Below are 26001 nucleotides of genomic sequence, written 5' to 3' on the forward strand. Positions count from 1 at the left end.
TATTTCATGTATCGATCCGTATCGTTGCGCGCTGTGATGTGTTTAAGCACGTTGTTCCCGGCGGCCGTGTTGCAGGCGGCCCCGGATGCGGACATCGAGGCCCTGAAACAGGAACTTCTTGAGCTCAAGCAACGGTACGAGGTCCAGCAAAAGGCCCTGGCGGTGCTCGAACAGCGGGTTCGCCAAGTGGAGGATCAACCCGCCGCCCCACCGCCCAAACGCCTGGCCAAATCCCCGGCCGACATGAAAGGCAACCAGACCGTGGCCGGCGGCGGTGCGACAACGGCTGGCGGCAGTGGCTATGGGCAATCCCTGGCCGATGATTCCCAGCCGGCCCAGAGCGTCTCCAACCTCTATGACGAGGCCAGCGGCTTCTTCGGCGGCGGTAAATTCAGTTTCGAGACCGGCGTGACCTATTCGCGCTACGACACGCGGCAACTGATCCTCAATGGTTTCCTGGCGCTGGATTCGATTTTCCTGGGCAACATCAACCTCGACCGGATCAAGGCTGACACTTGGACGCTGGACCTCACTGGCCGTTATAACTTCGACAACCGCTGGCAGTTCGACCTCAACGTCCCGGTGGTCTACCGCGAATCCACCTATCAGTCAGGCGGCGCAAACAACGGCGCAGCCGGCGTCACCAGCGAAGAAACCGTGACCCGCGACCCGACCATCGGCGACGTCAACTTCGGCATCGCCTACAAGTTCATGGATGAGTCGATCAATTCCCCGGACGCGGTGGTCACCCTACGGGTCAAGGCCCCCACCGGCAAGGACCCATTCGGCATCAAGCTGCGCCAATCCCAGGCCAACACCAACCTGTTCGTGCCTGACGACCTGCCCACCGGCAACGGCGTATGGTCGATCACGCCAGGGCTTTCGCTGGTCAAGACCTTCGACCCGGCGGTGCTGTTCGGCACCCTCTCCTACACCCATAACCTGGAGGAGTCGTTCGACGACATCAGTTCCACGGTCAACCAGAAGATCCCAGGCAAGGTGCGGATCGGCGACAGCTTCCAGCTCGGCGCGGGCATCGCCTTCGCCTTGAACGAGAAGATGAGCATGTCGTTCTCGGTTTCTGACCTGATCCAAAAGAAAAGCAAGCTCAAACAGGACGGCGGCGACTGGGAATCGGTGGTCTCCAGCGACGCCAACGCCGGCTACTTCAACATCGGCATGACCGTCGCCGCGTCCGACAACCTGACCATCGTGCCCAACCTGTCCATCGGGCTGACCGACGATGCGCCGGATTTCACCTTTAGCCTGAAATTCCCGTACTACTTCTGATGCCCTCAGGGATATGTGATGGGCACATATCCCAAGGGAAATGCAAAACCACTGTGGGAGCGAGCTTGCTCGCGATGAGGCCCTTTCAGTCAGCATTGATACTGAATGAAAGACCGCTATCGCGAGCAAGCTCGCTCCCACAGGGGATGTGCGCAGGTTTTAGTCAGCGGATCTGATGCTTGTGCAGCAGGCGATAGAACGTCGGCCGGGACACGCCCAGCACCCTGGCGGCCACGCTCAGGTTGTCGCTGTGACGGTTGAGCACATCGCTCAGGGCCTGGCGCTCGGCGCGGGTCTTGTAGTCCTCCAGCGTACCCATCGGCACCGCGACGCCCTGGTGGCTGGCCAAGCCAAGGTCCCGGGCTTCGATTTGTCGCCCTTCGGCCAACACCAAACCGCGCCGGACGCGGTTGGCCAGTTCCCGCACATTGCCGGGCCAATCATGCATGCCCATCGCCACCAAGGCATCTTCGCTGAAGCTGCGGGGACGGCGACCGGTTTCCTGGCTGTAGAAATGGGAGAAGTGACTGGCGAGCATCGACAGGTCGCCATGACGCTCGCGCAGCGGCGCCATCACTACTTGCAATACGTTCAAGCGGTAATACAGGTCCTCGCGAAACCGCTTGTGCTCGATGGCCGCCTCAAGGTTCACATGGGTGGCCGCCAAGACCCGCACATCGACCGCGATCGGCTGGCTGCCACCAACCCGCTCAATGTGTTTTTCCTGCAGGAAACGCAGCAGATTGGCCTGCAGCTCCAACGGCAGATCGCCGATTTCATCGAGAAACAACGTGCCTCCATGGGCCGCCTCGATCCGCCCGATCTTGCGTTGGTGAGCCCCGGTGAACGCGCCCTTCTCATGCCCGAACAACTCGGACTGGATCAGGTGCTCCGGGATCGCGCCGCAGTTGATGGCGATGAACGGCTTATTACGCCGGTAAGACTGACAATGCAGGGTGCGCGCCACCAGCTCCTTGCCGGTACCGCTCTCCCCGCGAATCAATACCGGCGACTCGGCGGGCGCCAACTTGCTCAATAATTTGCGCAGTTCGCGAATCGGCTTGCTGTCGCCCAGCAGTTCATGTTCGGGCTGATCGATGTGGATCGAGCCCTGTCCCCGCAGGCGCGCCATGCCAAACGCCCGGCCCAGTGTCACCTGGACCCTGGACACGTCGAACGGCAAGGTATGGAAGTCGAAAAACCACTCGCAGACAAAATCACCGACATTTTGCAGGCGCAACACTTCCTGGTTGAGCACAGCGATCCATTCGGTGCCGCTACGGCTGATCAACTCCTTGACGGCTTCCGGGCGTTCCAGGTGAAAAGGCTGCAATCGCAAAAGACCGACGTCACACGTCCGATCGCCAGCGTGTTCGAGGGCGCAACTGTCCACCTCCCAGCCAATAGTGCGCAGAGCTGGCAACAAGCGATGGCAATCATCGCAGGGATCAACCACGAGCAGACGACGGGACGTACTGGCTTCGATCATGACTGATCCTTGGCGTCAAAATAAGGAAATATGATTAGAAACAGGCGTTTGGCAGACCTGCATGTAACAGTAGCAAGAAGTTGACACACCCTTGTATCAATTGATTATCGGGATCGCTTCAAAGTGGTTATAAGCAGGCGTTTCGTTAGTTATCACAGACCTGTTTGTTTCAGGGTGCTTTCAAACAAAAGCCCAAAAGCCTGGTCTGAAAGAAAATCGAAATTTATTTAAATAATGTGTGACCCGCCTACGGGTTCGGGACATCAGTACAAGTAACCAGCCGCACGGTACGCCCAACCGACGGCACATCATTTGTTTGGGCACACTTAAGAGAAAACGCCATGAACGCCCCGCTCCGTATCAACGAAGCTCTTTTGATTGCCGACCGCGCATTCCGTCCTTTCCAATGCGTGGCCTGGGCTCCACAAGACGGCAACGGTGAACTTAGCCTGACCGTCATCGACCGCACCAATACCCATATTGGCCGCACCCAAATTCCAAGCAGCGCCTATACCGACCCGGTCCAACTGGCCGATCTGTTGAAACAGGCTCGTGCCGAACTGAGCCAGGAAGGCTACACATTGCAATCCTGGTCGATGCCTGAATAACCACAGGTAAAGCCTGTTATCGATTGCAGGCTTGGCTCTGGGTTGTAAAGCCATCGTTATGGCACGAATCGCCGCTGTATCTGTAGAACATGACAGTTGTGCATTGTCACATTCAGGGATTGAATGTTGCCCTCATGCAGTCGTCGCCCTTTCGGGCTGCTCGACACGCAAGGAGAGGCAGGCATGCTCGATCAATTCGCGTTTGTGTCCCCCAGGGCCATGGCCCACGCTGGGCAACTTGATCCAGGCTTTGCCACCAACGGCAAAGCCTGGGTTCATTTCGAAGACAGTACCTCGAGCCTGACCACCGGATTGACCCTCGATCACGCCGGAAAAATCCTGGTGGCAGCCAGGGTCGAGACGGCCCACGGCAGTCGGTTCGGGCTGGCGCGACTCAACCACGACGGTGAGATTGACCCGGACTTCGGCACCCGCGGCTACGTGATCGGCGCGTTTGAACAGGGTTTCGAAGCGACGGCGGGCAAGGTGATCGTGTTGCCCGATGGGCATATCCTGCTGTCCGGCCTGCACTACGAAAGCAACGACCACACCCTTCCCGCCCTGGCGCTGTTCGACCAGCAAGGTTGCGCCGTTCAAAGCTTCGGCAACGCCGGCCGGCACGTCATCAGGCTTTGCGGCAATCTCTCCCAAGGCCTGCGCGACCCCTGGCTACCACCCGGCGTGCCGGGGCTTGAGGCTTGCGACATGCAAGTGCAGGCCGATGGTCGGATCCTTGTGCTCGCCAACCACCACTATCAATTTTCCGATCATGTCGGCGTACTGATCCGACTCTTGCCCGATGGGGCGTTGGATCCTTCGTTCAACGGTCGCGGCTTCGTGATGGTCCGACGCTTGTTGAAAAATACCTGGCTCGGCTGTCTGGTGCTCCAGGCTGACGGTCATATTGTCGTCGGCGGCGCCATCGACTTGCCCCAGCATGGCTTGATTGCCCGTTACGACAGCAGCGGCAAACTCGATGACAGCTTCGGCGAAAATGGCTTCCTGTCCATCCTGGCGCAGGGGCACAGCGTGATGGTCAGCCAAATCGTTCAGGATACGAGCGGTGATCTGCAGGTGTTCGGCAGCAGCCGTGATCCGATGCATAGCCTGTCACTGAAAGTACGCCCCGACGGCAAGCCGGACCGTCATTGCAACCAGGGCCAGTGCCAACTCATGGCGATCGGACGCAATGCCAGTCAGTGGACCGCCGCCCAGCTTCAAGCGGACGGAAAACTGGTGACCGCTGGCGCTACCATCGGTGGTATCGAGGCCGACTTCGTACTTGCCCGACATCTGCCAGACGCCAGCCTCGACCCGGATTTCGGCCAGGGCAAAGGCTGGGTTCGCACTCGACTCGGCTACAGCCTGGACACCGCCACCACCCTGGCTATGCAGGCTGATGGAAGAATCCTGGTGGGCGGTTATTCGCTCCAGGGGCATTATCGAGCGGTGGTTGCGCGGTATTGGGCCTGAGTCGGATTATCGCGGGTGAACGGTATTTATTCTTACTCTTGATATTCCTCATTTCTTACGGCAAGTTGCGCGCTTCTAATTAAAAGGAGCAGCCGATGTCCGGTTCAATGGCTCAGGCTTTCGCGCATAACTTTCTGGGGCATTCCCCGCGCTGGTACAAGGCGTGCATCATCACGTTCCTGATCCTCAATGCCGTGGTGCTGTGGACCCTGGGCCCGGTTGTTGCCGGCTGGATGCTGGTGGTGGAGTTCATCTTCACCCTCGCCATGGCCCTTAAATGCTACCCGCTGATGCCCGGCGGCCTGCTGCTGGTCGAAGCCCTGGTGCTGGGCATGACCACCCCCAAGGCGCTGTACGATGAGCTGCTGCACAACTTCCCGGTGATCCTGCTGCTGATGTTCATGGTGGCAGGCATCTACTTCATGAAGGATCTACTGCTGTTCCTGTTCTCACGCCTGCTCCTGGGCGTGCGCTCCAAGGCGCTGCTGGCCTTGATGTTCTGCTTTCTCTCGGCGTTCCTGTCTGCGTTCCTTGACGCATTGACCGTCACCGCGGTGATCATCAGCGCCGCGGTCGGCTTTTATGCGGTGTATCACCGTGTGGCGTCGGGCAACGATCCGCGCCAGGACAGCAATGTCGATGAAGACCACGATCTGCCGTCGAGTCATCATGAAGATCTCAATCAGTTTCGGGCGTTTCTACGCAGCCTGCTCATGCATGGCGCCGTAGGCACAGCGCTGGGCGGCGTCTGCACCTTGGTAGGAGAACCGCAGAACCTGCTGATCGGCCATGAGATGGACTGGCATTTCATCGACTTCTTCCTGAAAGTCGCGCCGGTGTCGCTGCCGGTGCTGGTGGCCGGGCTGGTGACCTGCGTAGCCCTGGAAAAACTGCGCTGGTTCGGTTACGGCACGCTGCTACCGGACAACGTACGTGCCGTGCTGGCCGACTACGCCGAGCAGGACAATCGTGAACGCACCGCACGCCAACGCGCCGCCCTGATCGTCCAGGGTATTGCCGCGCTGATCCTGATCGTGGGCCTGGCCCTGCACATTGCCGAGGTCGGTCTGATCGGCCTGATGGTCATCGTGTTGATTACCGCCTTCACCGGCATCACCGACGAGCACAGGCTCGGCAATGCGTTCAAGGACGCCATGCCGTTCACCGCGCTGCTGGTGGTGTTCTTTGCGGTGGTGGCGGTCATTCACGACCAGCAGTTGTTCACGCCGCTGATCCAGTGGGTGCTGGGCCTGCCCGCCGACCAGCAGCCCGGCATGCTGTTCATTGCAAATGGCCTGCTGTCGGCCATCAGCGACAACGTGTTCGTGGCAACCATCTACATTACCGAGGTCAAGCAGGCCTTCGTCTCCGGCCACATGAGCCGCGAACAGTTCGAGACCCTGGCGGTGGCCATCAACACCGGCACCAACCTGCCGAGCGTCGCCACACCCAACGGCCAGGCTGCATTCCTGTTCCTGCTGACCTCGGCGATCGCCCCGCTGATTCGCCTGTCCTATGGCCGGATGGTCTGGATGGCCGTGCCCTACACCGTGGTGATGGGTGGCTTGGGCTGGTATGCGGTGACTTACTGGTTGTAAAAAACTTGGAACATCGATGGCAAGGGGATCCCTCTGTGGGAGCAAGGCTTGCCCGCGATGAAGGCGATACGGTCTATCAGGAACCGAGGCGCCTGTTTCGCGAGCAAGCTTTGCTCCCACAGTGGGAATGAATTCCCCTGCCACCAAAGGCCAGGACATCCTATCGCGGCAAGATGTAGCGTTCGATCGCCAGCGCCGCACCGTCGTCAATAACCGCAGCGGTCACGACGTCCGCTTGGCGCCGGATCGCCTCTTCCGCCTGCCCCATGGCAATCGACAATCCCGCGCGATGGAACATCGCCGGGTCGTTGCCACCGTCACCCATGGCCGCCGTCTGCTCCAGCGGCACATCGAGGAAGGCTGCCAGGGTCGACAGCGCTTCTCCTTTGTTCGCCTTCATGGCCGTCACATCCAGGTAGATCGGTTGCGAGCGCGACACCTGGGCCTGGTCCTTGAGCAGCGGATGCAACCGCGCCTCCAACTCCACCAGCAGGTCCGTGTTGGCGCTGGTGGCGACGATCTTGTCGATCCGCTCCAGGTACGGCTCGAAGCTTTCGACCTCTACTGGTGGGTAGCCCAGGCCACGCGTCTCCACCGGCACCATCGGACCGTTGGCGTCGCGCACCAGCCAGTCGCCATCGGCAAATACCCAGACTTCGATGCCGGGCTGATCGGCGTACAGGGCCAGTGTGGCCAGCGCTGCTTCGGGTGGCAGGTAGTGGACGGCAAGAAAGCTGCCATCGGGATGAACCAGCGTGCCGCCATTGAACGCCGCCGTGGGCAGGTCGACACCCAGGGCCTCGATCTGCTGCAACATGGCCCGCGGTGGCCGTCCGGTGGCGAGGCTGAACAGCACACCGGCCTCACGCAATGAGCGAACCGCCTCAATGGTGCGCTGGTTCAGGCTGTGGTCGGGCAACAGCAGTGTGCCGTCCATGTCGCTGAGCAAAAAACGGATGGGATGCTTCACCAGATCACTCATCCGAGGTCGTGCCAGACGCGACTGTCGCGGGTCAGCAAGTCATCGGCGGCCGCCGGGCCATCTTCGCCGGCCTTGTAGGGCTGGAATGCCGCGTCCTGCTGCCAGGCATCGAGGAACGGCTGCACGGCGCGCCAGCCGTTTTCGATGTTGTCAGCGCGCTGGAACAGCGTCTGGTCGCCGGTCAGGCAATCGTAGATCAGGGTTTCGTAACCCGTGGATGGTTGCATTTCGAAGAAATCCTTGTAGGCAAATCCCAATTCGATATTGGCCATGTCGAGTGCCGGCCCCGGCCGCTTGGCCAGCAGGTCGAACCACATGCCTTCATTGGGCTGAATCTGGATTCTCAAGTGCGTAGGTTGCAGTTCGTCGACTTCGGTGTCGCGAAACTGCGCGTAGGGCGCGGGCTTGAAGCAGATGACGATCTCCGTGTCCCGCACGCTCATGCGCTTGCCGGTGCGCAGGTAAAACGGCACGCCGACCCACCGCCAGTTGTCGATCATGACCTTGAGGGCGACGTAGGTCTCGGTGCTGCTGTCGGGCGCCACGTTGGCCTCCTGGCGATAACCTTTCACCGCCTTGCCACCGACTTCACCGGCCGCGTACTGGCCGCGGACCGAGTTGGCCCGGGCCTGCTCCACCGACCAGGGCCGGATCGCCCCGACGACCTTGGCCTTTTCCCCACGCACTGCGTCGGCACCAAACGCCGCTGGCGGCTCCATGGCCACCATCGCCAGCAGTTGGAAAAGATGATTGGGCACCATGTCCCGCAGGGCGCCGGTATGTTCATAAAAACTGCCACGGGTTTCCACGCCGACCGTTTCGGCGGCGGTGATTTGTACGTGGTCGATGTAGTGGTTGTTCCAGAACGCCTCGAACAGGCTGTTGGAGAAACGGCTGACCAGAATGTTCTGCACCGTTTCCTTGCCCAGGTAATGGTCGATGCGATAGATCTGTTTCTCGCTCATGACCTTGAGCAGGCAGGCGTTCAGCGCTTCGGCGGTGTGCAGGTCGGAGCCGAACGGCTTTTCGATCACCACTCGCCGGAAGGCCCCCTCCTGCTCCTGAAGCAGCCCGGCCGCACCAAGGCGGCTGACCACTTCACTGAAAAAGCGCGGCGCGGTCGCCAGGTAGAAAACCGCGTTGCCGGTGCCGCTGGCGGCGATTTTCGCCGCCAGCGCCTGGTAGGTGCTCTCATCGAGGAAATCACCCTGGACGTAGCTGATGCCCCGGGCCAGCTTGGCCCACAGCACCGGATCGAGCGCCCGGTCGGCATCGCCGCCCTTGCTCGCCGCTTCGTTACGGATGAAGTCCTCGAGTTTCTTGGCAAAATCCACATCGCTGATGGCGTTGTGGTCAACCCCGATGATGCGCAGCCCATCGCCCAGCAGACCGTCGCGACTGAGGTGGTAAAGCGCCGGCATCAGCAGACGCTTGACCAGATCGCCATGGGCGCCGAACAGAAACAACGTGGTCGGCGGCGCGGGTTCTGCCTTGGATTTGCTGCCGATCGAGGTCATTTTTTCGGCGTCTCCACGTGGCCGCCGAAGCCGAAGCGCATGGCCGAGAGCATTTTGTCACCGTACGTGCTTTGCTGGCGCGAGCGGAAACGGGCAAACAACGAACTGGACAGGACCGGAACCGGCACCGCTTGCTCGATGGCAGCCTCGATGGTCCAGCGCCCTTCACCGCTGTCGGCGACCTCACCGGAAAAACCATCCAGTTTCGGATCGCTGGCCAACGCGTCGGCGGTCAAGTCCAGCAGCCAGGACGACACCACGCTGCCGCGACGCCAGACTTCAGCGATATCGGCCACGTTCAGGTCGAAGCGCTGCTCCGGTGGCAGGCTTTCGCTGGATTTGGTCTTGAGGATGTCAAAACCCTCGGCAAAGGCCTGCATCATTCCGTATTCGATGCCGTTGTGGATCATCTTCACAAAATGCCCCGAACCGGCCGGGCCAGCGTGGATGTAGCCACGTTCGGCGCGGTCATCGTCGGATTTGCGGTCACGGGTGCGCGGGATGTCGCCCATGCCCGGCGCCAGGCTGTCGAACAGCGGGTCCAGGCGCTTCACCACTTCGGCATCACCACCAATCATCATGCAGTAACCGCGTTCCAGGCCCCAAACGCCGCCGGAGGTGCCGACATCGATGTAGCTCAGGCCTTTTTCCGACAGGGCCTGGGCGCGACGGATGTCGTCCTTGTAGTACGTGTTACCGCCATCAATGATCACATCGCCCGGCTCCAGCAGTTCGCTGAGGACGTTAATGGTGTCTTCGGTGGGTGCGCCGGCCGGCAGCATGACCCAGACCGCCCGAGGCTTCTCCAGCCCGGCGACCAGTGCCGGCAGGTCCGCGACGCCCGTGGCGCCTTCCTGACGCAGGTTTTCGACAAAAGCGGCGTTGCGGTCGTAGACGACGGTGGTGTGCCCATTGAGCATCAGGCGCCGCGCAATATTGCCGCCCATGCGGCCCAGTCCAATGATCCCGAGTTGCATGTGCTGATGCTCCCTACTACAAATAAAGGTGTGTCAAAGATTTAACACTATCGACTAATGGAGGTTAGTCCAGAGCATTGCTGCATAGTTTCCGGGTAATTCGAGCGATCACAAGGGATAACGCTCAAGATCCGGCCGAAGACACAGCGACCATGAAAAATAAAAAAGTTCCAATCACAAGCAAAAGAAATCAGAATCGGCGCCGATAGTAGAGGTGTCGACCAAATACTGGCGACATCTCTATAGTTGATGTACGCCATTTGCGAGGTGAGCAATGGGCCCTGTCGTTACCGCACGTCCTCCCCAAACCCTTTATGTGACCATTCGTCGCGATGAATTGCGCCTACTCAAGGAAGAACGCGATCTACTGCTTGATGAAGTGACGCAACTGCGCATGCAGTTGCAACACGCACAGTTGTCCCACCAGAGCCAGTCCCTGGCTCGGTAACCGCCCCAGAGGCACAGCGCCAGGAAGTGACACTGGCCAAACCGGTGTCATTTCCATGCGAGTCCGCCATGCACACTTGTGGCGAGGAGATCTGTCCCCACAGGGCTGTGGGAGCAAAGCTTGCTCGCGAAACAGGCGCCTCGGTTCCTGAAGGACCACATCGTTTTCATCGCGGGCAAGCCTTGCTTCCACAGACACATCCCCTGCCACAAATAAATCCCTCCCCCCAGGTGCTCGCACCCCGTTATCGATTTGTATTCGAAAAACTCACAAACTTTTCACAACCGACTCGTGATACTCCCCGCCTTTAAGGTTGCTCGGCGTATGCCTGCGGTCACCAATCCGGTGCAGACAGCGTCGTCGACAAAGGCTGGAGCGCTTGATGAGTTTGTTCAAACGCAGCAAAACGACTGCGAAAGGTTTCGACTGGGCCGGGCTTGGCTGGCTGTTTCTGTTCTTCTGGTACTTCTCTGGCATCACCCAACTGCTCATTCTGTTGAGCGACACCTCCGGCTTCACCGGCTTTCGCCAAGCGTTCGTGATGAGCGCGGTGTGGTTGGCGCCCATGCTGCTCTTCCCCGCCCGCACGCGCGTGCTCGCGGCCTTGATCGGCGTGGTGCTGTGGGCCTGCTCCATGGCCAGCCTCGGCTACTTCTTCATTTATCAGCAAGAATTTTCCCAGAGCGTCATCTTCATCATGTTCGAATCGAACGTGTCTGAAGCCGGCGAGTACATGACACAGTATTTTGCCTGGTGGATGGTGGCGGCGTTCCTAGCCCACACCGCCGTCGGCTATTGGCTCTGGACCCGCCTGCGCCCGGTGCACCTGCCCCGGGGCCAGGCCATGGTCGCAGCAGTCGCCATTGTCTTGGCCGTGGTCGGTTATCCGCTGATCAAGCAGACCCAGCGTACCGGCAGCTTTGCCGGTGGCCTGGAGAAATTCGAAGATCGCATCGAGCCTGCGGTGCCGTGGCAGATGGTAGTGGCGTATCGTCGCTATGGTGAGCAGTTGGAGAACATGCAAGGCATGCTCCACAGCGCCAGCAAGATCGCGCCACTGCGCAACCTCAAGGACGCCATGGCCGACCAACCGGCCACTCTGGTGCTGGTGATCGGTGAATCCACCAACCGCCAACGCATGAGCCTCTACGGTTACCCGCGGGAAACCACGCCAGAGCTGGACAAGCTCAAAGGCCAGCTGTCGGTGTTCGACAACGTCATCACCCCGCGCCCCTACACCATCGAAGCGCTGCAGCAAGTGCTGACGTTCGCCGACGAACAGAACCCGGACCTGTACCTGAGCACCCCGTCGCTGGTGAGCATGATGAAACAGGCCGGCTACAAGACCTTCTGGATTACCAACCAGCAGACCATGACCAAGCGCAACACCATGCTCACGACCTTTTCCCAACAGGCCGACGAGCAGGTGTACCTGAACAACAACCGCAACCAGAATGCCGCGCAGTACGATGGCGATGTGATCGAGCCATTCAACAAGGCCTTGGCCGACAGCGCCCCGCGCAAGCTGATCGTGGTGCATCTGCTCGGCACCCACATGAGCTACCAGTACCGGTATCCGCCGACCTTCAACAAGTTCACCGACCGCCAAGGCGTACCGGCAGGCCTGCGTGATGATCAGGTCCCGACCTACAACAGCTACGATAATGCGGTGCTGTACAACGACTTCGTCGTGTCCAGCCTGATCAAGGACTACGCCAAGACCGACCCCAACGGCTTCCTGCTGTACCTGTCGGACCATGGTGAAGACGTGTTCGACTCCTCGGGCCACGGCACCCTGGGCCGTAATGAAGGCAAGCCGACCGCGCCGATGTACACCATCCCCTTCATGGCCTGGGCCTCGCCCAAGTGGCGCGAAAGCCATGACTGGAACTTTGCCGGCGACCTGTCGCGCCCCTACAGTAGCTCGCACCTGATTCACACCTGGGCGGACATGGCTGGCTTGAGTTTTGATGAACTGGACCACAGCAAGAGCCTGGTCAGCGCGGACTTCAAGGCGCGCCCGCTGTTGATTGGCGACCCCTATCAAACCCCACGCAAGGCCCTGATCGACTTCAGCCTGATGCAGCCCAAGGCACCGGCGGCTGCAGTCGTGCAGAAATAACCGAACCCCCTTAGAAGCCCGCTTTTACAGGGGCTTGATCCAGAACTCCATAGGTCCGTGGGCCGGGTCGAACATGCCGGCGGCAAAGCCGAACTTGGCATAGCTGGCCTGGGCCACGGCATTGCCCTCGAGCACTTCCAGGGTAATCTTGCAGCAACCACGCTGGCGGGCGATGTCCTCGACCTTCTGCAGCATCTTCTGGCTCAGCCCGAGCCCACGAAAATCCTTCATCACCGCCACGTCGTGGACGTTCACCAGTGGCCGGCAGGCAAAGGTTGAAAAACCTTCGAAACAATTGACCAGCCCCGCCGGTTCGCCGTTGACGAAAGCCAGCACGCTGAAGGCATGAGGGCGCTTGGCCAGTTCCTCGGGCAGATGCAGCAGCACCTCTGCCGGCAATGGATGCCCCCCGCCCATCGGGTCCTGTGCATAGCCGTTGAGCACATGACAGATCGCTTCGGCGTGAACCGGGTTGGTGTAGCTGGCTTGCAGTACAAGGATGTCCTTGGCTTCTTCCATGACCTTCCATCTCACTTCGTTAGTGCCGCCAGCTCGAAGCCGTCGGCGGGATACAGGTCAGGTTCGCTGACCAAAACGTTGCATTTGCATTTCCTGGAGGCGGCTGAGGGTACGGCGAAACGGGAATTGCAGATAGCCCTCGGTATACAACTCATCCATCGGCACCAGGGCCGAAAGGCACAACGGCACCTTGCGGTCATAACACTCGTCAACCAGGGCGATGAAGCGCCGTACACCATCGTCATGGATCGACAACTGCGGCAATTCGCGATCACCGGCCTCGACCCGTTCGACACCGTCTTCGGTGCCACGGGCAATGCGCCCTTCGCGTTGTTCGGCGCTCAGGCACGGCACGTCACTGAGCAGGATGACGCTGAAGCGGTCGCACAGCGCCATGAAATCCAGCGCCGAGAACGGTTGCTCGCACAGGTCGGAGTAACGGCTCCAGAGCACGGTATCGCTGGCCCGAACCGGTTCAAGCAGGCGATGACCGACCTCGATCGGCGCAGTGCTCGACGCTTGCCCGGTGGTCAACTGGTTGAAGACCTCCCCCAGCGGATCAGGTTGCCCGGGATCGCGCAGCCAATAACGTTGCTGTAACTGACCTGGGTGCTGGCGATGGTCTTGCCAACCGTTCACCGGCACGACCTGCATGTATCGATTGATCGCGGTGATGGTCGGCAGGAAACGCTCGCGGTTGTGGCCGTTGGCATAGAGTTCTTCCGGCGGCAGGTTGGAGGTACTGACCATCACCATGCCCAGCTCGAACATCACCTGGAACAGGCGCCCGAGGATGATTGCATCGCCGATGTCGTTGACGAACAGTTCGTCGAAACACAGCACCCGTACTTCAGCGCTCAACTCCCGGGCCAGGGCCTGCAAGGGATCCGGCGTGCCAGTGAGCTGAAATGAACGCTGATGCACCCACGCCATGAAATGGTGGAAGTGTTGTCGACGGGCCGGCACCTTGAGGCTTTCATAAAAGCGGTCCATCAGCCAGGTCTTGCCACGTCCCACCGGGCCCCAGAGATAAACGCCCTTGATCGACTTGCGACCTTCGTGCAACGCCTTGTGGCATTGCTCCAGTGTCATGATGGCCAGTTCCTGGGCCTCGTCCTGGACGAAGCCGTGGTGTTCGATGGCATGCTGCCAGGCACTCAAGGGGGAGTCGAAAGTCATACGGCCCGGGTCCGGAAAACGAAGGTGGGGAGTATGCCATGGCGGACGACTGCAGGAACCCTGCGTGGATCTGTGGCGTGGGGTTTATCTGTGGGAGCAACATCTTGTGAAAGCATGGCCTGTGGGAGCATGGCCTCTGGAAGCAATGGCCTGTGGGAGCATGGCTTGCCCGCGATAGTCGCGCCGCGGTCCAACAGCCAAACCGCGTTATCGTTCATCGCGGGCAAGCCTTGCTCCCACAGGCCTTGCTCCCACAGACCTGAGTGCAGAACCTAGATCGAGATATCCAACCGACTGATCTTGCCCTGCTCATCGAGCCGGAAGGTGTAGCGTAACTCCAACGGGCTGCCGGGGAATGTCCCGGAGATCAGGTTCTGCACCAGCACCTTGCCAGTGCGTTGCTGCACATTGAGGACTTCCACCCGCGGCTGGAAGCGCTGGGCGGTGTCTTCCATCCATTGGGCGATGGCCTGGGTGCCAACACGGTGCTGGCCTTCATCGAACACGTTGGCATCCTCGGCGAAGAAACGCGTCACCGCCGAACTGTCACGGGCATTGGCGGCCGCGATGTAGCCGGCGATGGCCGGGGCCAGGGAAGAGACGGGATTGGACATGGTACGGCTCCTTGTTTTATCGATCTGGCACTATGCTAGAACAGCGTTGTGTCAGTTTTTGTCAGGAGTGAAACGCCCGGTTTCGTCCAGCTTCATCAGCGCAAACCAGTCGCGCAGCAAGTCGCTGCGTCGGCCCGGATAGCGCTCGCCCTGCTCGGTGGCAGAGGCAATCCGGTCAGTGCGAAAAGTCCGATAGGCGCCGCGCAATTCACACCAGGCCACCACCACCCGCGCTTCATTGAAAAAGCCCAGGGCCAGCGGCCAGATCAAGCGTTGGCTCGGGGTCTTGTTCACATCGGCGTAATCGATATGCAGCTTGGCCTGGGCGCGAATGGCCTGGCGGTACACATTCAGTTCCACCGTGTTCTGCGGATAGCCATAACCCGGTGGACCGGGCAATACCGTGGGGTTGCGCAAGGCGTCTCGCACATCGGGGGCCAGCACTGCGGCGACCTTCGCCAGGGCGTCGGCGGCGGCCTTGCCCAGCACCTCGTCGGCGCGCTGATCGACGTAGCGCAAGCCCAGCACAATGGCCTCGATTTCATCGGCGGTGAACATCAGTGGCGGCAGGAACAGGCCGCTGCGCAAGACATAACCGATACCCGCCTCGCCCTGGATCGGCGCGCCGAGGGAGGTGAGTTCGGCGATGTCGCGGTACAAGGTGCGCTCGGAAACGTTCAGTTCGCCCGCCAATGTCGCAGCGGTGACCGGGCAACGCTTGCCCCGCAAGACTTGCAGCAAAGTGAGCAACCGAGAGGTACGCGACACGATGGACTGTCCGGAAAGAAAAAGTTGACGCAGATTAGCAGAGGCTGGTGTCAGAAACTGTCAGGAGCCATGATCCTTGTTTGGACCCAGAGCAAGGTGGAATCTGCCCCCGCAAGGCTGTGGGAGCAAAGTTTGCTCGCGAAACAGACACCTCGGTTCCTGAAAGACCGCATCGCCTTCGTCGCGGGCAAGCCTTGCTCCCACAGGGTGGTTTGCCGTTGTCATGGGGCCGCTGTGGGTTATCGTACTCAATCGTTTCCGAGTTTTTTCCTTTCTTGAGAGTCTATCCATGCGCAGAATCCTCGGCCTTTCCGTTTTCCTGATACTGCTCAGCCTGAGCGCCTGCGCCCTCTTCCCGCACCGTGACCCGCTGAACATCAACGTAGTCGGCATCGAACCCTTGCCCAACCAGGGCCTGGAGGTGCGTTTCGCCGTGAAACTGCGCGTGCAGAACCCCAACGAAACCGCCATCGACTACAACGGCGTGGCGCTGGACCTGGAGGTCAACGACCGTACGCTGGCAACGGGGGTCAGTGACCAGAGCGGTTCGATCCCGCGCTTTTCCGAGGCGATCCTCAGTGTCCCGGTGAGCATTTCGGCGTTTTCGGTGTTGAGCCAGACCTTGGGCCTGAGCCAGACCCAAGGTCTGGACAACCTGCCCTATGTGCTCAAGGGCAAGCTCGCCGGCGGCGTATTCGGCACCCTGCGCTTCGTCGACCGCGGAACCCTCGACCTGCCGGGTTCCGCCGCCAGCTGGTGAATCATGCCGTGAAGCGCACGCCGGGCTTGGCGCGCTCATCCACCACCAACTCGAACACATCCGGCCTGGCGTAATGCCCCACCACGTCATAGTCGTAGCGCGCCCGCACCAGTTCATCGGTGTCGATTTCGGCGGTGAGTAACCCCGCCGTGTCTTTCAGCGGCCCGGCCAGCACGTCGCCCATGGGCCCGACAATCACGCTGCCACCAGCAATCAACGGCCGCTCGGCCGGCCAGTGCGCAACCTCGATACCCAGGGCCTGCGGCGAAGCCTGGACCTGGCAGGCACTGACCACAAAGCAGCGACCTTCGTGGGCGATATGGCGCATGGTCACCTGCCACATCTCCCGCTCATCCACCGTCGGCGCACACCAGACTTCCACGCCTTTGGCGTACATCGCGGTGCGCAGCAGCGGCATCATGTTTTCCCAGCACACCGCCGCGCCGACCCGACCGACCTGGCTGTCGATCACGGGCAAGGTCGACCCATCGCCCTTGCCCCAGATCAGCCGCTCGGTGCCGGTGGGCATCAACTTGCGGTGCCGGGCTACCAGGCCTGCATCGGGTTCGAAATACAGCGCGGTGCAGTACAGGGTGCTGCCGACACGCTCGATGACGCCCAGCACCAGGCTCGCCCCTGTACGCGCCGACAGCCCGGCCAGCGCTTCGGTTTCAACGCCGGGCACGTCAATGGCATTGGCAAAATAGCGGGCAAACGCCTCGCGCCCCTCCGGCAGCCGGTAACCCAGTTGAGTCCCGAACCCCTCGCCCTTGGGATAGCCACCCAGCAGCGCTTCAGGCATCACCACCAGGCGCGCGCCGGCCTCGCGAATGGCCTCTTCGTAGGAAAGGATCTGTGCCAGGGTCTCGCCCTTGCCGCCAGGCAACGAGCCGATCTGCAGGGCAGCCACAATGGATTTGGGCATGTTTTTTCAACTCCTTGATCATCAGGTGTTGCTGATTCTCAAGCAGCGGCCGATCATGAATAAAGCCCTGAATGCTGCTAAATGATATGAGCCTTATGAATATCGCTGACATCGACCTCAATCTGCTCAAGACCTTCGAAGCCCTGCATGACGAATCCAGCGCCAGCCGCGCCGCCGTGCGCCTGGGCGTGACCCAGTCGGCCATCAGCGCTGCGCTGCGCAGGCTTCGCGGTTTGTATGACGATCAATTATTCGTGCGCACCGGCCGGGGCCTGGCGCCGACGCTGCGGGCCAATCAACTGAAGCCGGTGATCAGCGAAGCATTGGATAAATGCCGCCAGAGCCTGGCGATGGTCGACCCGGATGCCAGCCATTACGAAGGCCGCTCGGTCATCGTCGGCCTGTCGGACGATTTCGAAATTGCCCATGGGCGACGCCTGATCGAAGAAGTGGCCCACCGCGCGCCGGGCCTGCGCTTGATTTTCCGCCAGACCCACAGTCAGATCGTCGGCCGGGCCCTGATGGAGCGCGACCTTGACCTGGCGATCACAGCGGGCGGTTTCGCCCAGCGATTGCTCAGCCGTCAGGTGTTGGGCGAAGGCGATTACGCTTGCCTCCTGGACCCGGCGAGCCTGGCGCAGGGCCAGCAATCCCTCAGCCTGGAGGCGTTCGTGGCCCGTGAACACCTGCTGGTGTCTTCGGGTGGTTTCATCGGCATCACCGACGAAGGGCTGGCCGGGCTTGGCCTGAGTCGGCGAGTCTGCGCCTCGACCACCCACTTTGCCGCGTTGCCGTTCCTGCTCAAGGGCAGTCAGGCCGTGGCGACCATCCCGACCCATGCCGCCCGGGCCATCGCCGACCTCAGCGGCCTGGCCTTGCTGCCCTGCCCCCTGGCCTTGCCCCGCTACCCCATCGAGTTGGGATGGCGAACCCACACGCAAATGGAGCCGACTATGCTCAAGGTTCGCGAGGCCATTACGGCAACATTCGCCTAAGGCTTACTTGTTGGCAGCCATCAGTCGATTGACCTCACTGCGCACCATGTTGGCGTACTCCGGCGGCGACATGCCGTCCAGTTCGGCACGCACCCACTCGGCCCACTTGCCCTTGCGTTTGGAGCGCTCGCCGAACAAGCGGGCGGCATCGCCCTTGGCCTTGCCCAGGTTGTTTTGCCACAGTTCAAAAAGTCGGGATTTTTCGTCTTCCAGCGCGGCGCGCTCGGCCAGGGGCTTGTCAGCCAGATTGAAGCTCATAGGAATTACCTGTTGCGTAAATAGGCGCCATCTTACACCTTGGAGGGAAACGTCTTAACCACGATTTGTGATGGACTGCCCTGCCAGCGCCGAGCGTTGCAACTTTTTAACGGGCACGGCACTCCATTGTTCAATGCCATCATCCACACAAGGAGTACTTCCATGGCCCGTAAAGGCACCGTGCAAGCGAACGGAGAGCAAATCAAGGATCAAGCCTTCAGCGAATTGACGGCTCTGATTGAAGAATCGGAAAAGCTGCTCAAAAGCAGTGCCTCGCTGGTGGGCGAAGAGGCCGAAGACCTGCGAGGCCAGATATCCCAGAAACTGCAACAGGCGCTCGACTCAGTCACCAGCACGCGGGAACGTACCCGTCCCATGGTCGATGCCACTGAGGTCTATATTGGCGGCCACCCCTGGCAGACCGTGGCGATTTCCGCCGGTTTCGGCCTGGTGGTGGGTTTGTTGCTAGGACGGCGTTAAACACCACAAACCAGTCCCCGGACCTCATGTGGGAGCGAGCTTGCTCGCGATGACGGTGAGTCAGGCAACATCTCTGCTGCTGAACCACCGCTATCGCGAGCAAGCTCGCTCCCACAGGAGTTTGTGGATGAGCCTGCCACTTATGAACATCCACAAGGTTTTGCTTTAAGCCACAGGTCCCGCCCGCAGGATCGACACATCCTCCCCGCGATACAGCGCCTCGACCTTCCCCGCCCGCCACTGCAGCACCGCCCGTTGGTTGATCGAGCCTTTGTCAGTGATTTCACCGCGGTCGATGGACGCCGGTTCATCGAGCAAGGCGATCCACTCCACGCGACTGGCGTTGCCGCTGGCTTCGCGGTTCAGGCGTTGCAGCCAGTCGGCGAACCATTGGCGTACCGGCGGGCTGGCGAGGACCTGGGCGTCGCTGGCCTCCCCGCCCAGGCCCGACAAGCGTCGGCATTCAGCAAGCCGTGGGAACACCAGCGCCCCCAGGCACTCGCGATCCGGCGCGGTGATCACCAGGTCCTGGACGTAGGGCGTGCCCTCCAGCACCGCGCGGTTGCGCAACGGCCCGACGCTTACGAATACACCGGAAGACAATTTGAAGTCCTCGGCGATCCGCCCATCGAACATCAGCCCCAGTTGCGGATTGCTGGCATCGGCCAACTTGATCGCATCCCCCGAACAATAGAAACCGTCCTCGTCGAATACCTCGGCAGTTTGCTGCGGCGAGCGCCAGTAGCCGGGCATGATGTGCGGCCCGCGAAAACGCCCTTCGAACTTGCCGTCCACCGGCACCAGCCGGACTTCGCAGCCGGGCGCCGGAAGGCCAATGTAGCCGGCCATGGACAACGGCCCGGTGGTGAAGGTGCAGGACGGCGCCGCCTCGGTCATGCCCAGGCCCGCCATCATGCGGATACGTTCGCCGCAATGCTGTTCGGCGACCTTGTCGAGCCGGTCCCAGGTGCTTTGGGACAAACCCGCTGCCGCAAAGAAGAACAGACTGATGCGCTTGAAGAATCGCTCGCGCAACTCACCGTCCCGCTCCAGGGCGCTAACCAGCTCCTCCCAGCCCTTGGGCACGGTCAGGTAGGCGGTCGGTGAAATTTCCTTGAGGTTGCGCAGGGTTTCGGCGAAGCCCTGGGCGGTGGGTTTGCCGTCGTCCAGGTAGAACGTGCCGCCGTTGTACAACACGATGCCAACATTGTGGCTGCCACCGAACGTGTGGTTCCACGGCAACCAGTCCACCAGCACCGGGGGCGCCTCGCCGAACACCGGAAAGGTCTGCAGCAGCATCTGCTGATTGGCGCAAAGCATACGCTGGGTGGTGATCACCGCCTTGGGCAGTTTGGTGGAGCCTGAGGTAAACAGGAACTTGGCGATGCTGTCCGGGCCAGTGGCGGCGAACGCCTGCTCGGCCTCGGCGCCGCCGGGTTGGGCCAGCAGGCTGGCGAAGCTTGTCCTCGACCGGCCAGCTATCTCGCCACGCACCGTGATCAAGGGCACGTCCGCCGGCAATACGGCAGTGATTGCCCGCTCGAACGGTGCGGCTTCGCTGACAAACACCAGCCCCGGCTGCAACAGATCGCAGACGTGACGCAGCTTGGCGAAATCCTGGGACAGCAATGAATAGGCCGGCGAAACCGGGCAATAGGGAATACCGGCGTACATCGCGCCGAGGGCCATTTGCAGGTGCTCGATGTCGTTGCCGGAGAGCAGCGCCAAGGGTTTCTCGGCCGATAAGCCGTAACCGAGCAGGCTTTGGGCGATGGCCCGGACACTGTCGAGCATTTGGGCATAACTGACACGACACCAGTCACCACCGGCTTCACGGGCGGCGATAAACGTCTGCTCTGGGCGCACCTCGGCCCAGTGCACCAGGCGCTCGAGCAACCGCGCCGGCAGCGGGGCCAGAGGCTCCAGGGAGCGCATGTGCAAGATGCCACGCTCTTCCCGGACTTCGACGGCAGGATGACCAATCGACACCTGGCGATACCGCCTGGCCTCGGGTCGGGAGGACGGTCTGGACTCGAAACTCACGTACATTTCCTCCACCAAGGCACACTCGGGTCGCGATGCGAGCGGAGCGTGGCAGCACTAGGCTGCGGCCTTGTCATTATTATTCTGGCCTGCATCGGGGCGACGGTGTTCAAGGCTCCACCGCCCGCGATGCGACGGGTTTCAGATCGGGTAATGCCGGGGACCGTTCTGCAAGGTCACCCAACGCAGCTGGGTGAAATGCTCGATGGACGCCTTGCCGCCAAAGCTGCCGTAACCACTGGACTTGACCCCGCCAAAGGGCATCTGCGCCTCATCGTGCACGGTCGGCCCGTTGATGTGGCAAATGCCCGACTCGACCCGCTGGGCCAAGGCTAGAGCACGGCTCGTGTCGCGACTGAAGATGGCGGCCGACAGGCCGAACTCGGAATCGTTGGCCAGGCGCAACAGCTCTTCATCGCCGTCACCGCGCAGAAGCACCGCCACCGGCCCGAAAGACTCTTCGCGGTACAAGCGCATCTGCGCAGTGACGCCGTCGAGCAAGGTTGGTTGCAGGATGCTGCCTTCCAACTGCCCACCCGTGACCAGCGTTGCGCCTCTGGCCAAGGCATCGTCGATCAGCCCCTTGATGCGTTGACCGGCACTGACGTCAACCAACGAGCCCAGCACCGAATCAGCAGCCGTCGGATCGCCGGCGCGCAGGGTGGCGATCTTGGCGGTCAAGCGGGCGATGAACTCATCCGCCACACGGGCATCGACGATCAGTCGCTCGGTGGACATGCAGATCTGGCCCTGGTTGAAGTAGGCGCCGAAGGCCGCCGCTTGCACCGCAGCGTCCAGGTCGGCATCGTCCAGCACCAGCAGCGGCGCCTTGCCGCCCAGTTCCAGCAAGGCCGGCTTGAGGTGACGCGCCGACAGTTCGCCGACGATGCGCCCGACATGGGTCGAACCGGTGAAATTGACCCGACGCACCGCCGGGTTGGCGATCAACCGCTCGACAATGGCCGGCGCATCCGCCGGTGCGTTACAGATCACGTTGACCACGCCGTCACCCAGCCCTGCGTCCTGCAACACCTGGCCGATCAGCCGGTGCACCGCCGGGCTTATTTCAGAAGCCTTGAGCACCACGGTGTTACCACAGGCCAGGGGCATGGCGATGGCGCGGGTGGCGAGAATCACCGGAGCGTTCCAGGGCGCGATGCCCAGCACTACGCCGCAAGGCTGACGCAGGGCCATGGCGAAACTGCCAGGCACGTCCGAAGGAATGATTTCGCCATTGATCTGGGTCGTCATGGAAGCGGCTTCGCGCAGCATGTTCGCAGCCAGGTGTACGTTGAAACCGTACCAATTGGCCATGGCACCGGTTTCGCCGGCAGCAGCGACGAATTCACTGCTACGGGCCTGCAACTGCTCGGCTGCACGCAACAGTCGCGTGCGGCGTTCGTTAGGCGCCAATGCGGCCCAGGCGGGAAACGCCGCTTGGGCAGCAGCTACCGCGGCGTCGGCATCTTCCAGGGTGGCGGCGGCCACGCGAGACACCACCTCACCCGTCACCGGGTTGCAGCGTTCGAAGGTCCGGCCGTCACGGGCCGGGCACGACTGGCCGCCAATCAACAGGGGCACGTCCAGCATGGTGATTCCTCTTTATTGTCTTTATCGGGAATGCATCGCAGCGGTGTAACAGTAGCGCCAGCGCGAGGCAGCGAACAGCGGGATGCGGCCCGCCATTCGCCGGTCGATTCAGCGCTTATAGGTTTGCAAGCCAGGCTTGATGCTCTTGTCGTCCAGAAACTGTTTCATGCCCTGCTCGCGGCCACCTTCGGTGTCGAGCAGGCGCGACTGGTCGAGCTTGGCGTACAGGTAATCCTCGTTCTGCTCCCAGGTCAGTTCGCGGCAGCGTTTGAAACCATGCTTGGCGGCCCGCAGCACCACCGGGTTCTTTTCCAGCAGGTTGCGCGCCAGCTCCACCGTGACTTCACGCAGTTGCGCCAAGGGCACGCTTTCGTTGACCAGGCCCATTTCGGCGGCTTTCTGCCCGCCGAACGTCTTGCCCGTCATGATGTAGTACAGCGACTGGCGATGGCCCACGGTGTCGGCCATGGCCTTGCTCACCAGGTTGCCTGGCGGAATGCCCCAGTTGATTTCCGAGAGACCGAAGGTCGCTTCGTCGGCGCAGATCGCCAGGTCGCACGCCACCAGCGGGCTGAAACCGCCACCAAAGCACCAGCCGTTGACCATGGCGATGGTTGGCTTGGCGTACATGCGCAGCAGCTTCCATTGCCATTGCGACGCTTCGCGACGGATTTTTTCCTGGAGGATTTCCGGCCCGGCATCCACTTCGCGGAAATATTCCTTGAGGTCCATGCCGGCGGTCCAGGCATCACCGGCCCCGGTCAGCACCAATACGCCAGCGGCCGGATCCTGCTCCAGCGTCTCGAGCACGTCGATCATCTCGCGGTTGAGGGTCGGGCTCATGGCGTTGCGTTTTTCCGGGCGATTGAGGGTGACCCAGGCGATGCCCTCCTCGATATCGACCTTGACCGTTTTCCAGCGACCTTCGTAATTACTCATGATGCGTGCTCTCTTGTTCTTGGCTGAAGATGATCAAAAACTAAACCGGAAAAATAGTTATGTCAATTAACTATTAATCGATTTATCTGTATTTTTCCGGGTCTGGGTCGGCGGTTACAAATCTCGAATTTGCGCGACCCCATAGCCAGGGCGTCGCAACCCCGGCAAACTGGATAGCCTTGTTAATCACTTACCTTGAGGAAGTTCACTTCGATGGCCAAGTCTTCCAAGCTTGCCGAACCCGCCGAACCCGCCGAGCCCCTGGCCGCCGGTACCGACGCGCAAGCGCCGCTGGACTCCGCGCTGGACGACCTGATCGGTTACGCCCTGCGCCGCGCCCAGTTGAAACTGTTCCAGAACCTGATTGGCCGGCTCGCCGTCCACGATCTGCGCCCTGCCCAGTTCTCGGCGCTGGCGATCATCGACCAGAATCCCGGCCTGATGCAGGCCGACCTGGCCAAGGCCCTGACGATCGAACCGCCGCAAGTGGTGCCGCTACTGAACAAACTGGAAAGTCGGGCCCTGGCCGTGCGTGTGCGGTGCAAGCCGGATAAACGCTCCTACGGGATATTCCTGAGCAAGACTGGCGAAACCTTGCTCAAGGAACTCAAGCAAATCGCCGCACAGAGTGACCTGGATTCCACCGCGACCCTTTCAGGGGCTGAGCGGGAGGAGTTGCTGCGGTTGTTGAAGAAGGTTTACCAGTAGCAAACCTGGCGGTGCTCCCTGTGGCGAGGACGCAAGCTCCGGCTATGTGGGAGCAAAGCTTGCTCGCGACGAAGGCACCTCGATTCCTGAAAAACCGCAGCGCTTCAATCGCGGGCAAGCCTTGCTCCCACAAGAGCAAGCCAGACACCTGGGAACTCACCAGATCGGCACGCTGTACGTCACCAGGAACCGTGTCTGGTTCTCGTCGCGAAACGCCGCCGTACCCGGGAAGTTGTTGCGATAGATCGATTTGCGCGCCAGCAGCCCGACGTTTTTCAGCGGGCCGCTCTGGATCACGTACCCCAGTTCCATCTGGAACTCGCGTTCCTTGCGATCCTCGGCATTGAGGGCCGCCAGTTCGATGTGATCACCACGCACATAACGCAGCCGACTCCGCAGGCCCGGCACGCCCACGGCGGCAAAGTCGTAGTCATGGATCGCCTGCCAGGTGCGTTCCTTGGCATTGAGAAAATCCGAGCTCATGGTCATTTCGCTCAAGCCCATCAACTCGGTGCCGGACACATAAGGCGTGGCCGTATCGCCACTGGAATGCATGTAACCCAGGCTCACGCGATGGCCACCCAGGCGATAGCCGACCAGCGCCGAGACATTGCGGTTATCCACTTTTCCGGCCTTGGCCGCGCCGTCTTCGTCGCTGAAAAAACTGCGCAGGTCGGTGGTCAGGACGCCATCGCCCAAAGGAAGGTTATGCAATAACGCCAGAGTGTTCTGTTGATACAAATCCGCCACTTCGGCGTGGTAAGCCCGCAAGCTGAGGTCTTTGCTGACCTGGTAGTCGCCGCCCACGTACGCCATATGGGAAGAAGTCGCCGCACCGTTGAAACGACGGTTGGGCGAGGCGATGCTCATCGGTTGGTAGTCGGTGGAATCGCGCCGGGCGATGCGATCGATATAACCGGTGTTCAACGTCAAGCCGTCGATGTCCTTGGAACTGAGAGTCGTCCCGCGAAAGGTCTGCGGCAGCAGCCGCGATGGGCTGGCAAAGGCAAACGGCAGGAAGATCGACACATCGCCGGTCTTCACCGTGGTTTGCGCGAAACGCAGCTTGCCGGTCACTCCCAGGCGCGAATACTCATCAGCTGCGCGCTTGTCGCTGCTCGACACCGGCAACAGTTCGGTGCCGCTTCGGTCAGGTGACGAGTCGAGCTTGATGCCCAGCAATCCCCTCACGTCGAGGCCGAACCCAACCGCCCCTGGGGTAAACCCCGACTCGACGTTCATGAACACACCTTGAGCCCACTCCCTGGCCGCGGTCTTGGCGCCGTCGTCCTTGTAGTCGCGGTCCATGTAGTAATTGCGCAGGGTCAGGGTGCCGTGACTGTCGTCGATGAAGCCCTCCGCCCGCAAGGCCGGAGCCCCCAGGCTCAGCCCGAGACAAGCCAGCAGATGAACGAGCGATGAAACAGGGCGCGCCGTCAGGGCGGCCCGGGCAAGGTTTGGCATGTTCGATTCCACTTATTGTTGTTGTTTTATTCGGCCCAACCTTGGTGGTGGGGGCCGTGGGAACCAAGAATGGAAACTGCACGGGCGCTTCGTCAATCAACAATGACCGATAATCGAACATTAATATCATTAACTAATTTACCAACTGACTCGAAGATTCGTACCAAACCACTGATTTTTATAATGATCTGGCCAGTTTATGACTCCCCATTGGCAACCTTCATTTTTTAGTTAGCTTTGTTAATCTTAAATGCA

Annotated in this window: 24 protein-coding genes; 10 read left to right on the forward strand and 14 right to left on the reverse strand. The window is 60.9% G+C overall.

Annotated elements, in window-relative coordinates; translation table 11 throughout:
- Nucleotides 1-6: 6 nt before the first annotated feature.
- Complete coding sequence (locus KI235_RS16905) at nucleotides 7-1290, forward strand: transporter (RefSeq protein ID WP_003202378.1); 1284 nt, start codon at nucleotides 7-9, stop codon at nucleotides 1288-1290.
- Nucleotides 1291-1453: 163 nt separating this feature from the next.
- Here KI235_RS16905 and KI235_RS16910 read toward each other — a convergent pair whose 3' ends face one another.
- Nucleotides 1454-2779 carry a sigma-54 dependent transcriptional regulator gene (locus KI235_RS16910; protein ID WP_003202380.1) on the reverse strand — a complete coding sequence of 442 codons (1326 nt, stop codon included), beginning with the start codon at nucleotides 2777-2779 and terminating at the stop codon, nucleotides 1454-1456.
- A gap of 341 nt (nucleotides 2780-3120) precedes the next feature.
- On the opposite strand from KI235_RS16910, the gene KI235_RS16915 reads away from it, so the two are divergent.
- The 3 genes from KI235_RS16915 (at nucleotide 3121) to nhaB (ending at nucleotide 6458) form a co-directional block, all read left to right on the forward strand.
- Nucleotides 3121-3387 carry a hypothetical protein gene (locus KI235_RS16915; protein WP_013693488.1) on the forward strand — a complete coding sequence of 89 codons (267 nt, stop codon included), beginning with the start codon at nucleotides 3121-3123 and terminating at the stop codon, nucleotides 3385-3387.
- A gap of 183 nt (nucleotides 3388-3570) precedes the next feature.
- On the forward strand, nucleotides 3571-4860 hold the full coding sequence (locus tag KI235_RS16920; protein ID WP_212795181.1) for a delta-60 repeat domain-containing protein: 1290 nt from the start codon (nucleotides 3571-3573) through the stop codon (nucleotides 4858-4860).
- Nucleotides 4861-4955: 95 nt separating this feature from the next.
- Nucleotides 4956-6458: a sodium/proton antiporter NhaB gene (nhaB, locus tag KI235_RS16925; protein WP_027911603.1), complete on the forward strand. Its 1503-nt coding sequence runs from the start codon at nucleotides 4956-4958 to the stop codon at nucleotides 6456-6458.
- Nucleotides 6459-6618: 160 nt separating this feature from the next.
- Here the strand turns inward: nhaB and KI235_RS16930 are convergent, their stop codons facing one another.
- Genes KI235_RS16930 through gnd form a run of 3 tightly spaced genes read right to left on the reverse strand, consistent with a single transcriptional unit; the run spans nucleotide 6619 to nucleotide 9958 of the window.
- On the reverse strand, nucleotides 6619-7440 hold the full coding sequence (locus tag KI235_RS16930; protein ID WP_003202386.1) for an HAD family hydrolase: 822 nt from the start codon (nucleotides 7438-7440) through the stop codon (nucleotides 6619-6621).
- On the reverse strand, nucleotides 7437-8957 hold the full coding sequence (gene zwf, locus KI235_RS16935) for a glucose-6-phosphate dehydrogenase (protein ID WP_003202388.1): 1521 nt from the start codon (nucleotides 8955-8957) through the stop codon (nucleotides 7437-7439). Before zwf ends, KI235_RS16930 begins: the two co-directional genes overlap by 4 nt.
- Complete coding sequence (gnd, locus tag KI235_RS16940; RefSeq protein WP_223524515.1) at nucleotides 8954-9958, reverse strand: phosphogluconate dehydrogenase (NAD(+)-dependent, decarboxylating); 1005 nt, start codon at nucleotides 9956-9958, stop codon at nucleotides 8954-8956. Before gnd ends, zwf begins: the two co-directional genes overlap by 4 nt.
- Before the next feature lie 250 nt (nucleotides 9959-10208).
- On the opposite strand from gnd, the gene KI235_RS16945 reads away from it, so the two are divergent.
- A complete protein-coding gene (locus tag KI235_RS16945) occupies nucleotides 10209-10382 on the forward strand; it encodes a DUF6026 family protein (protein WP_013693491.1) in 174 nt (57 codons plus the stop codon).
- 382 nt (nucleotides 10383-10764) lie between these two features.
- Entirely contained in the window at nucleotides 10765-12504 is a 1740-nt protein-coding gene (locus tag KI235_RS16950) for a phosphoethanolamine transferase CptA (protein ID WP_212795182.1), read from the forward strand.
- Between the two features lie 24 nt (nucleotides 12505-12528).
- Here the strand turns inward: KI235_RS16950 and KI235_RS16955 are convergent, their stop codons facing one another.
- The 4 genes from KI235_RS16955 to KI235_RS16970 form a co-directional block, all read right to left on the reverse strand.
- On the reverse strand, nucleotides 12529-13023 hold the full coding sequence (locus KI235_RS16955) for a GNAT family N-acetyltransferase (protein ID WP_003202396.1): 495 nt from the start codon (nucleotides 13021-13023) through the stop codon (nucleotides 12529-12531).
- 57 nt (nucleotides 13024-13080) lie between these two features.
- Nucleotides 13081-14202: a cell division protein ZapE gene (gene zapE / locus KI235_RS16960; RefSeq protein WP_003202399.1), complete on the reverse strand. Its 1122-nt coding sequence runs from the start codon at nucleotides 14200-14202 to the stop codon at nucleotides 13081-13083.
- Nucleotides 14203-14474: 272 nt separating this feature from the next.
- Nucleotides 14475-14816 carry a nuclear transport factor 2 family protein gene (locus KI235_RS16965; protein WP_003202401.1) on the reverse strand — a complete coding sequence of 114 codons (342 nt, stop codon included), beginning with the start codon at nucleotides 14814-14816 and terminating at the stop codon, nucleotides 14475-14477.
- A 51-nt stretch (nucleotides 14817-14867) separates the two neighbouring features.
- Nucleotides 14868-15584 (reverse strand): YafY family protein, encoded by a 717-nt coding sequence (locus KI235_RS16970; protein ID WP_013693492.1) that lies wholly within the window; start codon nucleotides 15582-15584, stop codon nucleotides 14868-14870.
- Between the two features lie 289 nt (nucleotides 15585-15873).
- On the opposite strand from KI235_RS16970, the gene KI235_RS16975 reads away from it, so the two are divergent.
- Nucleotides 15874-16344, forward strand: coding sequence for an LEA type 2 family protein (locus KI235_RS16975; protein ID WP_212795183.1), 471 nt, complete (start codon nucleotides 15874-15876; stop codon nucleotides 16342-16344).
- A 1-nt stretch (nucleotide 16345) separates the two neighbouring features.
- On the opposite strand, the gene KI235_RS16980 is transcribed toward KI235_RS16975, so the two are convergent.
- Nucleotides 16346-17269, reverse strand: a complete 924-nt coding sequence (locus tag KI235_RS16980) for a carbon-nitrogen hydrolase family protein (protein ID WP_003202409.1) — start codon at nucleotides 17267-17269, stop codon at nucleotides 16346-16348.
- Nucleotides 17270-17355: 86 nt separating this feature from the next.
- Between KI235_RS16980 and KI235_RS16985 the strand changes: the two genes are divergently transcribed.
- Complete coding sequence (locus KI235_RS16985; protein WP_027911605.1) at nucleotides 17356-18264, forward strand: LysR substrate-binding domain-containing protein; 909 nt, start codon at nucleotides 17356-17358, stop codon at nucleotides 18262-18264.
- A gap of 3 nt (nucleotides 18265-18267) precedes the next feature.
- On the opposite strand, the gene KI235_RS16990 is transcribed toward KI235_RS16985, so the two are convergent.
- Entirely contained in the window at nucleotides 18268-18522 is a 255-nt protein-coding gene (locus KI235_RS16990) for a hypothetical protein (RefSeq protein ID WP_003181187.1), read from the reverse strand.
- A 162-nt stretch (nucleotides 18523-18684) separates the two neighbouring features.
- Here KI235_RS16990 and KI235_RS16995 point away from each other — a divergent pair, with 162 nt between their 5' ends.
- Nucleotides 18685-19002: a DUF883 family protein gene (locus KI235_RS16995; RefSeq protein ID WP_003202414.1), complete on the forward strand. Its 318-nt coding sequence runs from the start codon at nucleotides 18685-18687 to the stop codon at nucleotides 19000-19002.
- A gap of 165 nt (nucleotides 19003-19167) precedes the next feature.
- Here the strand turns inward: KI235_RS16995 and KI235_RS17000 are convergent, their stop codons facing one another.
- From KI235_RS17000 to KI235_RS17010, 3 genes are all read right to left on the reverse strand, one after another.
- Nucleotides 19168-21051 (reverse strand): feruloyl-CoA synthase, encoded by a 1884-nt coding sequence (locus KI235_RS17000; RefSeq protein ID WP_027911606.1) that lies wholly within the window; start codon nucleotides 21049-21051, stop codon nucleotides 19168-19170.
- Nucleotides 21052-21186: 135 nt separating this feature from the next.
- On the reverse strand, nucleotides 21187-22635 hold the full coding sequence (locus tag KI235_RS17005) for an aldehyde dehydrogenase (protein ID WP_013693496.1): 1449 nt from the start codon (nucleotides 22633-22635) through the stop codon (nucleotides 21187-21189).
- A 108-nt stretch (nucleotides 22636-22743) separates the two neighbouring features.
- Nucleotides 22744-23574 (reverse strand): p-hydroxycinnamoyl CoA hydratase/lyase, encoded by an 831-nt coding sequence (locus KI235_RS17010; protein ID WP_003202420.1) that lies wholly within the window; start codon nucleotides 23572-23574, stop codon nucleotides 22744-22746.
- Nucleotides 23575-23787: 213 nt separating this feature from the next.
- Here KI235_RS17010 and KI235_RS17015 point away from each other — a divergent pair, with 213 nt between their 5' ends.
- The gene (locus KI235_RS17015) at nucleotides 23788-24282 is read left to right on the forward strand and encodes a MarR family transcriptional regulator (protein ID WP_095962204.1); all 495 of its coding nucleotides are present in this window, start codon (nucleotides 23788-23790) and stop codon (nucleotides 24280-24282) included.
- A gap of 156 nt (nucleotides 24283-24438) precedes the next feature.
- Here KI235_RS17015 and KI235_RS17020 read toward each other — a convergent pair whose 3' ends face one another.
- Nucleotides 24439-25746, reverse strand: coding sequence for an OprD family porin (locus tag KI235_RS17020; protein WP_003202424.1), 1308 nt, complete (start codon nucleotides 25744-25746; stop codon nucleotides 24439-24441).
- Nucleotides 25747-26001: the final 255 nt, after the last annotated feature.

This window comes from Pseudomonas sp. St386 (genome assembly GCF_018325865.1).
In the GTDB taxonomy this organism is placed as follows: Bacteria; Pseudomonadota; Gammaproteobacteria; order Pseudomonadales; family Pseudomonadaceae; genus Aquipseudomonas; species Aquipseudomonas brassicacearum.